The sequence below is a fragment of the Aestuariivirga litoralis genome, from assembly GCF_015714715.1.
Lineage (GTDB): Bacteria > Pseudomonadota > Alphaproteobacteria > Rhizobiales > Aestuariivirgaceae > Aestuariivirga > Aestuariivirga litoralis_A.
This window is the reverse complement of sequence record NZ_WAHS01000001.1, coordinates 489,803-501,898: the sequence shown is the minus strand read 5'-3', so window position 1 is coordinate 501,898 and position 12,096 is coordinate 489,803. Positions and strand designations below refer to the sequence as shown.

Annotated in this window: 12 protein-coding genes; 2 read left to right on the top strand and 10 right to left on the bottom strand. The window is 59.5% G+C overall.

The window, feature by feature from the left end; translation table 11 throughout:
• Complete coding sequence (locus F8B91_RS02550) at nucleotides 1-942, top strand: EamA family transporter (protein ID WP_196502150.1); 942 nt, start codon at nucleotides 1-3, stop codon at nucleotides 940-942.
• Between the two features lie 4 nt (nucleotides 943-946).
• Here F8B91_RS02550 and F8B91_RS02545 read toward each other — a convergent pair whose 3' ends face one another.
• Nucleotides 947-1,147, bottom strand: a complete 201-nt coding sequence (locus tag F8B91_RS02545) for a SlyX family protein (protein WP_196502149.1) — start codon at nucleotides 1,145-1,147, stop codon at nucleotides 947-949.
• Nucleotides 1,148-1,289: 142 nt separating this feature from the next.
• Between F8B91_RS02545 and F8B91_RS02540 the strand changes: the two genes are divergently transcribed.
• The gene (locus tag F8B91_RS02540) at nucleotides 1,290-2,081 is read left to right on the top strand and encodes a helix-turn-helix domain-containing protein (protein ID WP_196502148.1); all 792 of its coding nucleotides are present in this window, start codon (nucleotides 1,290-1,292) and stop codon (nucleotides 2,079-2,081) included.
• Here the strand turns inward: F8B91_RS02540 and F8B91_RS02535 are convergent.
• The 9 genes from F8B91_RS02535 to F8B91_RS02495 form a co-directional block, all read right to left on the bottom strand.
• Nucleotides 2,056-2,388, bottom strand: coding sequence for a hypothetical protein (locus F8B91_RS02535; RefSeq protein WP_196502147.1), 333 nt, complete (start codon nucleotides 2,386-2,388; stop codon nucleotides 2,056-2,058). The two genes, F8B91_RS02540 and F8B91_RS02535, sit on opposite strands and share 26 nt — an antisense overlap.
• 281 nt (nucleotides 2,389-2,669) lie before the next feature.
• On the bottom strand, nucleotides 2,670-3,284 hold the full coding sequence (rpsD, locus tag F8B91_RS02530; RefSeq protein WP_196502146.1) for a 30S ribosomal protein S4: 615 nt from the start codon (nucleotides 3,282-3,284) through the stop codon (nucleotides 2,670-2,672).
• A gap of 365 nt (nucleotides 3,285-3,649) precedes the next feature.
• The gene (locus F8B91_RS02525) at nucleotides 3,650-4,612 is read right to left on the bottom strand and encodes an NAD(P)H-dependent flavin oxidoreductase (RefSeq protein ID WP_196502145.1); all 963 of its coding nucleotides are present in this window, start codon (nucleotides 4,610-4,612) and stop codon (nucleotides 3,650-3,652) included.
• Nucleotides 4,613-4,754: 142 nt separating this feature from the next.
• Nucleotides 4,755-6,149, bottom strand: coding sequence for a coniferyl aldehyde dehydrogenase (locus F8B91_RS02520; RefSeq protein ID WP_196502144.1), 1,395 nt, complete (start codon nucleotides 6,147-6,149; stop codon nucleotides 4,755-4,757).
• Nucleotides 6,146-7,744 carry a GMC family oxidoreductase gene (locus F8B91_RS02515; RefSeq protein WP_246714941.1) on the bottom strand — a complete coding sequence of 533 codons (1,599 nt, stop codon included), beginning with the start codon at nucleotides 7,742-7,744 and terminating at the stop codon, nucleotides 6,146-6,148. The genes F8B91_RS02520 and F8B91_RS02515 overlap by 4 nt, the downstream gene beginning before the upstream one ends.
• 38 nt (nucleotides 7,745-7,782) lie before the next feature.
• Complete coding sequence (gene murI / locus F8B91_RS02510; protein ID WP_196502143.1) at nucleotides 7,783-8,601, bottom strand: glutamate racemase; 819 nt, start codon at nucleotides 8,599-8,601, stop codon at nucleotides 7,783-7,785.
• On the bottom strand, nucleotides 8,598-9,431 hold the full coding sequence (locus F8B91_RS02505; protein ID WP_196502142.1) for an RNA methyltransferase: 834 nt from the start codon (nucleotides 9,429-9,431) through the stop codon (nucleotides 8,598-8,600). The genes murI and F8B91_RS02505 overlap by 4 nt, the downstream gene beginning before the upstream one ends.
• Nucleotides 9,431-10,678 (bottom strand): MFS transporter, encoded by a 1,248-nt coding sequence (locus F8B91_RS02500; RefSeq protein ID WP_196502141.1) that lies wholly within the window; start codon nucleotides 10,676-10,678, stop codon nucleotides 9,431-9,433. Before F8B91_RS02500 ends, F8B91_RS02505 begins: the two co-directional genes overlap by 1 nt.
• 65 nt (nucleotides 10,679-10,743) lie before the next feature.
• Nucleotides 10,744-12,027, bottom strand: coding sequence for an NRAMP family divalent metal transporter (locus F8B91_RS02495; RefSeq protein ID WP_196502140.1), 1,284 nt, complete (start codon nucleotides 12,025-12,027; stop codon nucleotides 10,744-10,746).
• Nucleotides 12,028-12,096: the final 69 nt, after the last annotated feature.

Below are 12,096 nucleotides of genomic sequence, written 5' to 3'. Positions count from 1 at the left end.
GTGGCGCCAGTTGCCGCTTTGCGGCCCAAGGCCTATGGCAAGGCCATGTCCACACATTTCAAGGCGATCCTCGGCCTCTGCGCCGCCGTGCTCATCTGGAGCATCAGCCCCTCCATTGTCAGGGCCTTTGCGCTGGAAACCGGCGCCGGCGATGCGATGGTGATCCGCATGGTCACCAATTGCATCTTTTGCATCCCGCTTCTGCTTTGGGTCGGGCCTAAATTCGACTGGGAGGATCTGCCGCGCTACCTGCTGGTCGGGATCGTGGGTAATTTCGGATACTATGTCGGCTCCAATTTCGGCTTCGCTAATCTGAGTGCCGGTGCAGGCGGCATGATCTACGCTACCAATCCCCTGATGATTGCAGCCTTGGCAGCAGCACTTGGGGTAGAACGCCTGTCGCTTCCGGTGATCCTGGGCCTGCTCATTTCGTTCGCGGGCACGTGCTATCTGTTTGCTGACGGCCTGTCAGGCACCGGCCAATCTCCCATCTTTGGCGGCTTCATGATGCTGTTCGGCTGTGCCTGCTGGGCGGTGTATGTCGTCTTCGCCAGGCCGCTCATCAGGAAGTATGGCCCGGTCAAAGTCACCTTGTGGACCACGGCCATGTGCATTCTGCCAGCCTTGGGCTTCCTGAGCGGCACCACCCTCAACACGGCGATGCATCTCAGCCATCAGGCGATTTTCAGCCTGCTCTTCATGACACTGATCGCCACCCTGTTGAGTGTGAATTTCTGGAACTATGCTGCAGCGGTCTTGCCACCCTCGTCGGTGGGCGCATCACTCTATGTCATCCCGCCCTGCATTGCCCTGATCGGCTGGCTGTTTTTCAATGAAGCCACTGGCGCCAAGACACTGCTGGCCGGCTTGATCATCCTCGCTGGAGTCGCGGTGGCAGAATTCGGAAAAACGTTCTTGTCAAAACCACAACCTGCGACTTGAAGGTTCAATAATGCGGCGGAGGCGCTTCTTCGCCTTCCGGCCGCAGATTGATATTCTGCAGCTCTTCGCGCGTGCGCTTCAGCAGAAATTCCAGCTGCTCGATTTTCTTCCATTGCGCGGCGATCACATCGTTGAGCTCGCCCAGCATCTGGTCCTGATGTGCCGAGCGGATTTCCAACTCATCGATGCGTTTGGTGTCAGTCATCAAGAAAGCTCCAATCAAAGGTCATGCATTTGCATCTAACCAGCGGTTGTATTATGCCATGTGTACGGGGTACGGGAAACAGAGATGGCAAACGCCGCTGAAAGCAGCCGTTCAGCCTACCAATTGTTCGTGGAGAGACTTTTTGTCTCTTTGCGCCCAGAAGGGAACAATAGCCGATGCCTGCCGTGGCACCGGCATCAATCGGCAGCAATTCAATAAATACCTGAGCGGCAGATACCTCCCCAGCCCGGAAAACCTCGAAAAGATATCAACCTATCTGAACGTCGATTCAGCGCAACTTTTTGCACCTGCCACACATGGGAACAGCGCGTCCAACGCGAGCAATCAATTACAGAAATTGCAAAACCTGCTGGATGTTGAATCCCGCTCGGCTTCGCTTAGCCCTGGCCTCTATTGGATGTTCGTGCCGAGCCTTCTGAACAAGGGCATGGTGCTGATTACCGGCATAGCCATTTATTACGAAGGCGGCCACCTCTGCATGCGAGGCCTGCGCCGCCGCGGAACCCCCGGCCAGGTGAATGCCCATGACCGGCCGCCCATGCTGGAAGGCGTTGTCATCCAGACCGGACGCAGGACCAGCATTCTCTATAATGAATCCGAGGGCATCAGCGGCTGGAGGATGTTCGACTTCGACGCCGGCGACTTGAATAACCGGGTCTATTATTCCGGTGTCCTGGGCGCATTTCTGCCCAGTGGCAGCCCCGCTTCGTTTACTGGCATCCTGCAACTGGTTGACCGCGATATCACCCGGTGGCGCACTTATTATCGATGTACCGGCTACGTGACCTATGACCACGGGCGCGTGGATCGAAGAACCGCGCAAGCGCTCAAGTTCCTGCAGGACAGTTCACAGCATTCGCTGTTCCCGCCGCACCTGCCGGAAAACATTATTCAGAAATTGGGTATCCACTAAAATCAACGCCCCCGGCATGTGCAAGCAGGGGTGAAGATTTCCGCAGAACCGAGAGCTGGAAAATGGCGCGGATCACGCTGCGCACTTCCGGATTGCTTTCAATGTCTCCATCGCGGCTTTCCAAGGCATCCGCCATCAGCCGGTGCAGATGTTGCTGGCAGGCAATTTGCGCATTGTGGAAGGCCTGCTCTGGAACATCGGCAAAAAAATGTGACAGCCGGTCCGAGATCTCGTCAGCGGCAGGTGTCATCTGAGTGATGCCGCCATAAGTTTCCAAAACTTTCTGAACCGAAATGGAGAGCTGCACTGTAGTTTTGTTGCGGGCACTTGCCCCGGAAATCCATTTCAACGGTCGGCTAGAAAGCATTGTACTTAAGAACGTCACAGTCGGGTCCTTTTGTTATGTCGCCTTGATTCGAGCGCGTGCCTCAAGACTAGGCACATTCTGCGCCGCCTGAAATTTCGCATGGACTGCGGACGCACTGCGCACACGACTCTCGCGCAAGCTTCGGAGGCGCCTCCCCGGCCGGGCCAATGAAGAAGGGCCCGCATTTCTGCGGGCCCTTTGAAATTTTGATTTGATTAAGATTAGCGCGAATAATATTCGACGACGAGGGCCGGCTGCATCTGAACCGGATACGGAACGTCACCCAGCGACGGCACGCGCGTCAGCTTGGCATTGTCCTTGCCGTTGGTTTCAACGTAGTCCGGCGTATCACGCTCGGAGGAAGCCAGCGCTTCCATGACAACCGGGAATTCCTTAGCCTTGGGCGAAAGTTCGAGCGTGTCGCCCACTTTCAGCTTGATCGAGGCAATGGTCACGCGCTTGCCGTTGACCTTCACATGGCCATGGCTGACGAGCTGGCGGGCAGCGAACATGGTGATGGCGAACTTGGCACGGTAAACCACCGTGTCGATGCGGCGCTCCAAGAGGCCGATCAGGTTTTCCGAGCTGTCGCCCGTCATGCGCAGAGCTTCTTTATAGTAGCTCGAGAATTGGCGTTCCGAAATGTTGGCGTAATAGCCCTTCAGCTTCTGCTTGGCACGCAGCTGGATGCCGAAATCGGAAGGCTTGCTCTTGCGGCGCTGGCCGTGCTGGCCGGGGCCGTATTCGCGCTTGTTGACCGGAGACTTCGGACGGCCCCAGATGTTTTCACCCAGGCGGCGGTCCAGCTTATATTTGGCGTTTGAACGCTTTGTCATTTTACAGCTCTCAAATGGCAATGAAGGCGCAAAGGCGCGAGCGTGGCTCGTATCTTTACAGCTCCATTCCGGTTAGGGTTGGAGCCCACCCTCCTCTGCCTCTCTCGAGGCCGACAGAAATCCGGTTTCGGACCTCACGGGCAAGCAAAAAGCGGGGAAAACCGCTTAGGTGGGCGGGATGTAGCCAAGATGGCCGGGAATGTCAAATCGGTGTCCGGGCTCAGTACATATGAGACGGGGGGCGGGTTGGCAACGACATATAAATGCACTGGCACCGTAGTCATGAGGCGGAGCTAACGACGCTGGAGGAATGTGGGGCGGGAACGCAGGTATTGCTCAACGCCGTTCTGGCGCATGATGCAACACTATAACAGTTTCTGCGCTTCGGCCCAGAGCGACTGAACAATCTCTCCTGCAGGGCGCACGTCGCTGATGCCGGCGACACTTGTTCCGGCATAGAGGCAGGCCGCGAGAATGTCTCCCTCAGCATCGGCGGCGGGCGGCGAGTCGCAATAGCGGACGATCGCCCTGCCACCCCGGCGGATGACAATATCACCTTCACCAGGACGATGGGGCGCCATCGGGTGGCCTGCTGCTTCCCAGGCCTTGAAAGTGGAATTGCGAAGTACGCCGTGCATGGCGTAGGGCCAGTCAATATCAAAACAATGGGTGTAGGCTTGGTCTTCACGCTTCGCTGCAACCAGCGCCTGCTTGTAGAGATCATGGGCGCCGGACTCTGCGGTGGCGACAAAACGCGTGCCCATCATCACGGCTTGTGCCCCTGCCTTCATCACCCTGACGATATCTTCTGCAGTTGCGATGCCGCCCGTTGCCACAACAGGCACCTGACCGGCAGCAGCGATCACGGTCTTCAATAGCAAGTCCAGCGGCGTTGTGGACTGCACATGACCGCCCGCCTCCATGCCCTGCGCGATGATGAAGTCGGCCCCCGCAGCAATAGCAAGGCGTGCGCCTTCTGATGATCCCACCTGAACGCCGACGCGGGTGCCATGTTTCTTAAAAGCGGCGATGAGTGGGGCATCAAGGCCCCAAGAGAAAGTGACGGCTGGCAAGCCAGAGCCGATGTACCAGGGTGGTGCTTCCGCTCCAAAGCGCAGAACAAAATTGAAGAAGAAGGATTGGGTTTGCGCCTTGAGCGATGCAAGCTGCTGCAGGCCCGTTTCCTTGTCCGTCCATGCCATGGACATGGAGCCCATGCCGCCTGCACGCCCAACTGCCACTGCAAGAGCGGGGGTCGCGCAACTGCCAATGGGCGCTTGCAGAATGGGTGCCGACAAGCCCAACATTTCCATGAACGCAGTGCGCATAGCGCGAGCCTAGCGGAGTTCCAGAAAACCGGCAAGCATGTGGCCGGGCTCTTTCGGCCCAGGCTGCGGCGGAGGCCGTGGGGGTGCCCCTGGCCACGATTACGCAACAGTCTCATTTGTATTTGAACTCAGACAATCGGGCTTACCGCGACAGGAAACGGCCCACCAACCGGCTCAGGCGCCCCCAAGGCGGGCCCAGGCGTTCGAAGACATTGATCGCCCCGATCTTGTGCACGCCGCGCGCATGGCTGAAGCGGCGGAAGCCGTCTTTCCCGTGATAGGCACCCATCCCAGATGGTCCGATACCGCCGAAGGGCAGCCCATCCTGAGCGATATGCATTAGCGTGCCATTGAGCGTGACGCCGCCCGAGGTGACGCCATTCAGCACCTGGTTCTGCGTGGTGCGGTCGTTGCTGAAGCAATAGAGCGCCAGTGGCCGCGCACGGGCGGCGGCGAAGGCGATGCCTTCGCTCAGCGCGCGGTAGCCGATGACCGGGAGTACAGGCCCGAAGATTTCCTCGCGCATCAGCAGCCCATCGGGCGACGGGTTCAACACAACAGTGGGTGAAATCTTGGCCGGGTCATTGCCCGCCTCGCCATAGGTCAGCACCTTGGCCCCTGCCCCGCGCGCCTCTTCAATTGCGGCGCGCAGACGCTCGCGGTGGCGCGGCGTGATGATCGCGCTGTAATCATCATTGCCCGCAATGCTGGGATAGGCTTTGCGTGCGGCATTCATTACCGCCACCGCAAAGCCTTCGACTTGCTCTTGCGGGACGAGAGCATAATCCGGCGCGATGCAAGTCTGCCCCGCATTCACGAACTTGCCGAAAGAGATCGAAGCAGCCGCCTTCTCAATCGGATAATCCGGCGTCACGATGGCAGGCGACTTGCCGCCCAGTTCCAGCGTCACCGGCGTCAAATTCTCCGCCGCCGCGCGCATGACCTTTCGACCCACAGCGGTTGAACCCGTAAAGACAAGGTGATCGAAGGGCAAACTCGCAAATGCTTCGGCCACATCTACGCCGCCTGTCGCCACGGTTACTTGCTCCGTCGGGAAATGTGCAGCAATGACACGCGCCAGCAATTCCGAAAAGCGCGGCGTCAATTCCGAGGGCTTCAGCATCGCGCGGTTGCCTGCCGCCAAAGCATCCACCAGTGGCGAAAGCGAAAGCAGCAGCGGATAATTCCACGGCGAGATAATGCCAATCACGCCCAGTGGTTCATATCGCACCCATGAATGTGCCGGCTGGAACACAAGCGAGACCCCACGCCGCTCATCGCGCATCCACCGCCCCACATGGCGCCTGGCATGGCGAATGCTATTCATCACCGGCACAAGCTCCAGCATCTGCGTTTCATCAGGCGAGCGCCCGCCGAAATCCGCGCTGATTGCTTGCGCGAAAGCATCTGCATTGGCTTTCACCAAAGTGGCCAACCGCCCCAGTGACTCACGGCGAGCTTCGACATCAGGTGCGGGCTGCGCGCGGGAAGCCTGATGCAGCACGTCAAAAACCGGATGGAGATTTTCTATCGTCAAACCGCTAGCCCTTCCAGAATCATGTCAGCCGCCTTTTCACCAATCATCGCACTGGGCGCTTGCGTATTACCACTCACCAGATGCGGCATGATCGAGGCATCGGCAACGCGCAGGCCCTCCACACCTTGCACCTTCAATTGCGGCGTCACCACGGCGCGGGCATCGCTGCCCATCCGGCAGGTACCCACCGGATGATAGATCGTATCGGAATGATCGCGGATCAGCGTCAGCAATTCTTCGTCCGAAGGATCAGAACTGCCATAAATAAATTTTCCACCAAATCGCGCCAATGGCACCGACCGCAAGATGCGGTGAACCGCGCGTGCGCCTTTGAGCAACACGTCAAGATCAGCAGGTGCTGACAGGAACTTCGGATCAATCAGTGGCGCAGCGGCAGGATCAGCCGAGGCCAGCGTAATCTCACCCCTGCTCTGCGGCCGCAGCGCACAAACATGCAAGGTCACACCCGTAGACAGATGCGGCCGCCGTGCATGCTGGTCCACAATCGCGGTACAAAAGTGAAACTGCAGATCAGGCCGCGAAAGCGCGGCATCACTTTTCACAAAGCCCCCCGCCTCGGCCACATTGCTCGTCAACATGCCCTGCCCGCGAAGGTAAGCCGGAAAGGCCGCCGCCGCCCGCAACACGGCAGAAGGCCCATAGCCCAGCAGGCCCGGGGCCTTCATCCGCAGATGAGCGGTGTAATCCAGATGGTCCTGAAGATTCTGCCCTACTTCGGCGGCATCCACCAACACCGGCAAGCCGTGCAGTGCCAGATGCGCCGACGGCCCGATGCCCGACAGCATCAGAAGCTGCGGCGACCCAATGGCCCCCGCCGATAGGATGACCTCACGCCGCGCCTTGATGATCTGCCGCCCGCCCGATCCCACGACCTCGACACCAATTGCGCGTTTGCCCTCGAACACCACACGCATCGCGCGGCGCCGGCTCACAATCGTCAGGTTCGGCCATTGACCCGCATCGGCCAGATAGGCGGAGCCCGCATCCAGCCTCGCTCCGTCGCGCTGGAATACCTGATAGAGCCCCACACCTTCCTGTTGCGCTCCATTGAAATCGGGATTGAACGCATAGCCCGCCTCTTGTGCCGCCTTCACGAAGGCCAGCGATACCGGACTTGGTGAAACCAGATCTGCCACTTCCAACGGCCCCGTGTCGCCGTGCCAATCATCAGCACCACGGGCATTACGTTCCGCGCGTTTGAACAGTGGCAGCACATCGCGCCAACTCCACCCAGCGCAACCCGCCGCCGCCCAATCATCGTAATCTTGAGGCTGGCCGCGCATATAGATCATCGCGTTGATGAGACTGGAACCGCCCACGCCACGCCCGCGCGGAACATAGCCCCGCCTTCCGCCCAGCCCCGGTTGCGCCACGGCCTTGAAGGCGTAGTTGTATGTGGTCTTAAGCGGCACAAGTGCCGCCACGCCAACAGGCAATGTCGAAAGGAAAGAAGGCTTGGCCCTGCCCGCCTCGATCAGCGCGATGCTGGGTTTGCCCGGACTTAATGCCAGCCGTGCCGCCAGCGCACAGCCTGCGGGCCCTGCCCCCACGATCACATAATCCGCATCCAGCATTGCTGCGCTTTCACCTTTCGGCCCCAAGCGTGCTGCCGTCACACCGGAAGGTCAATGATCTCGTGTTTGGGAAATCCCATGCTGGCATAGGCGGCCAGCGTTTCGGAAGACTCGCTGCGCGCCGCCGTCAATAGCACCGTGCCATGCGCCGGGGCGTTGGCATCCGGCCCTTTAAGCACGGTCTCTTCGGCCACATCGGCCACCCGCCTTGCAATGGCGGGCGACGGGTCAATGAATGTCACGTCCCAAGGCGCCACCTTGGAAATCTCTTCGGTCAGCAACGGGTAATGCGTGCAGCCCAGCACCACGACATCGGTGCGCCCGCCGTCACGTTTGCGGAACACCGGCGCCACTTCATCGGCCAGCTCCGCCATGTTCACCGGATGCCCGCGCAATTTCTGCTCGGCAATTTCCGCCAGCCTCGGCGCTCCATGCAGGAACACCTTGCAGTGATAGGCGTAAGTATGGATCAGCGAATGGGTATATTCGCGGTTCACCGTGCCGGGCGTAGCGAGAACACCGATAATGCCGCTCTTGGTCTGCGCTGCCGCCGGCTTGATCGCCGGCACCGTGCCGACAAACGGCACCTCGAATGACGCCCGCAGATCGGCGATTGCAATGGTCGATGCCGTGTTGCACGCCACCACCACCACATCGGGCTTGGCCCGGTTGACCAGTGCGCCCACCACGCGGCGGATGCGCTCGACCAGCGGCTTTTCCTTCCACGCGCCATAGGGAAAGCCGGCATTGTCGGCTGAGTAAATCAGATGCGCGTCAGGAATTTGCTTCGCCACCGCGCGCGCCACCGTCAGGCCGCCCATGCCGCTATCAAACAGCAGAATGCGCGGCTTGGTCATTTGCCCTGCTTCTCTTTCTCTAACTTCTCTTTCCGCAATTCATGCACGCGGGTGAGCGACGACACGATGCCACGCAGCGAGCGCACTTCCTGCTCGGAAGGCTGCGCGCGCGCAAACAGGTTGCGCATGTTGCGGACCATGCCGGGGCGCTTGTCGTCCGTCTTGAAGAAACCCGCCGTGGCAAGCTCGCCTTCCAGATGATCAAGAAAACCGTAAAGCTCTTCCTTGGTGGCAGGCTGGGTACCGGGCATATGCAGCCCCGGCCCTTCAAGTGCCGGCAGCTCCTGCGTCTCCATGCCCAGCGTGGTGGCAATCGGCTTGAACCATTCATAACCAACCAGCAGCACCGCCTGCGCAATATTGAGCGAGGCATAGGCCGGGTTCACGGGGGCGGTGATGATCATGTCCGCCAAGGATACTTCGTCATTGGTTAAGCCATACCTTTCGCGCCCGAAAAGAATGCCCAGCTTTTCGCCATTGGCGATGCGTTTATGCATGTCGACCGCTGCCTGTTCCGGCGTCATCACATCCTTGGTCATGCCGCGCGGCCGCGCTGTGGTGGCATAGACATAATGATAGGGTTTCAGCGCATCGGCCAACACAGGTTCAACGCGGGCTCGGGCTACCGTATCGGCAGCACCTGAAGCCGTAGCCAACGCCTTTTCCTTGTCCCAGTCGGTGCGCGGATCAACCAGCATCAAATCCGTCAACCCGAAATTCGCCATGGCCCGCGCCGCCATGCCGATATTCTCACCGAGCTGCGGGTTGACCAGCACTACGGATGGTGCCGGGCCTAGATCCTTCTTCTGCCGGTGGTCGGTGCCCGCCATCACACCCCGCCGGAAAGTTCGCGTGCTTCGCGCAGCTTGGGGAACATATAGGCCCAGAACCCGGCCACGATAATCGTGCCAACGCCACCAATCACCACGGCATGAACGGCACCCAATGCGGCCGCAACAAAACCGGCGCGCGCCTCGCCCAATTGGTTAGACGCGCCAATGAACACGTTGTTCACGGCATTCACGCGGCCACGCACATGATCGGGAATCCAGAGCTGCATCAAAATCTCGCGCACATAAACGCTAATCATGTCGAAGCCGCCATAGCAGCCCAGCGCCAGGATCGAGAGCCAGGGCAACAGCGAATAACCGAACACCACGATGGAAAGGCCAGACAGCGCAATGGCCACAAACAATACATAGCCGGCATAATCCTTGATGCCGAATTTGGAGAGCCATAGCGCCACGAGGACGGCGCCAATGCCAGGCGCTGAGCGCAACAGCCCAAGCCCGAGCGCATCCACATGCAGGATGTCACTGGCATAGACCGGCAGTAGCGCCACGGCCCCGCCCAGCAGCACGGCAAAGAGATCGAGCGAGATCGCACCCAAAACAATAGGCTCGCTCCAGATGAAGCGGAAGCCAGCCAGCAAGGTCATCAACCCGCCCTCGCTCTGCTCGTTCTGATGCTGGTTCACATGCCCCATAAGGAAAACCATCACGATGCCCAGCAGAACAAAGGCAAATGAAACGCCGTAAGCCACCACCGGCCCAAAGCCATAGAGCAAACCACCCACCACTGGCCCCAGAATGGCGGCCGATTGCCACGACAAGGCGTTGAGCGAAATGCCGTGCGGCAGCGCTTCCTTGGTCAGAATATTGGGCACCATGGCGCTGGCCGCCGGGTTGCCGAAAGCGGAAGCCACACCCAGCAAGGCCAGATAAACATAAACCGGCCATACCACCTGCTGGTCGCCCAGCGAGAAGATGACCAGCCCACCTGCACAAACGGCCTCCAGCACGAAGCAGATGATGGAGGTCACCCGGCGGTTATAGTGATCCGCCGCATAGCCCGAAGGCAGCACCAGAAGCAGCACCGGCAGGAAGACAACTAGGCCGATATAGGCCAGATAAATTGGATTATGCGTCAGCGCATAAACCTGCCAGCCCACGGCGGTCGCCACGATCTGCAGCGCAAAGCCGTTGAACACCCGGCTGATGAAATAGAACAGATAAGCGGGGTAGTGAAAGGCATTGGCCGAAGGTGACGGCGAAGCGGGGCTCAAAGGGTTTTGCATGGGACCGCCATGTGCCATGCATGCGGCTGCAAGTCAAAGCCCTGCCCCAAGGCCCGCGAATGAGGTCAGGTCAGGAACATCGCCACCGCAGCGCCGAACATCAGGATGATCGTAATGCCGACAACCACCTGCGACACGATTGAACTCGGCTGGCCCAGCATGATCTTCTGGTCGCGCGCCACCATCAGGATGCCCACCAGCAGGAACGGTGCCAGCACGCCATTGATCACCGCCGTCCAGTAAAGCGCTGCCACCGGATTTATGCTGAGCCAATCCATCGCAATGCCGATCAGCGTCGAGAAAATGATGATGCCGTAAAAGGCCCGCGCGCGGCGCCACTTTTCATCCAGCCCGCCGCGCCAGTGAAAGGTTTCGGAAAAAGCATAGGCTGCCGATCCGGTCAGCGTCGGGATGGCCAGCAATCCCACGCCCACAATGCCCACCGTATAAAGCAGCATTGCGCCATTGCCTGCGAGTGGCCTCAGGGCTTCGGCCACTTCCTTGGAACTGGTAATCGTCGTCATGCCATTGGCATTCAAGGTCAACGCCGTGCACAGGATCACAAAGAACATCACCACATTGGAACTCAGCGTGCCGAAGGCCACATCAAACACCCGGTCTTTGATCTCTTTGGTGGTGGCATGCTGCCGGCTTTTCAGCATGCGCCGGCCCATCGCCTTCTGCTCTTCCACTTCCTGCGCCGCCTGCCAGAAGAAGAGATAAGGGCTGATTGTGGTGCCCAGGATCGCCACAACCATGCCAAACCCGCCATTGGCGGGGATGCTGATATGCGCAAAGGCGCTGAACACGGCGCCCCATTGAGGCTTCACCAGAAAGCCCGTTACAATATAGGCCACCAGCGTCAACGCCAGCCACTTCAACACATTGGCCACATGATGATAGCGGAAGCGGATGACGGCATAACTGATCAACCCGCCCAGCAGCACCACATAGACATGCGAGCTGATGCCCGTGAGAAGCTCCGCCGCATCGGCCATGCCCGAAAGATCGGCCCCCACATTGATGCTGTTGGCCGCGAGAAGCGCAAAGCAGGCCACAATAAGCACTGGCCTGGGGAAGCGCTGCCGCAAGGCACCGGCCAGCCCGACCCCCGTCACCATGCCGATCCGTGCGCACATCATCTGCACAAAAGCCATCAGCGGCCAGGAGAACCAGGACAGCCACAAAAGGCCAAGGCCGAACTGCGCCCCGGCCACCGAATAGGTGGCTATGCCCGATGGATCATCATCGGCAGCCCCGGCGATAAGGCCAGGCCCAAGCTTGTTCAATTGACTGCGCAGGAAGCCGATTTTTGCTGGTTTCTCTGTCATGGCGTTCTGCTGCGTCATGGCGGCCTCCTGTGGCGTGTGTTTGTTACATGAGACTGCCGTAGGCTTCAGTGCCAACGCTGGCAAGTG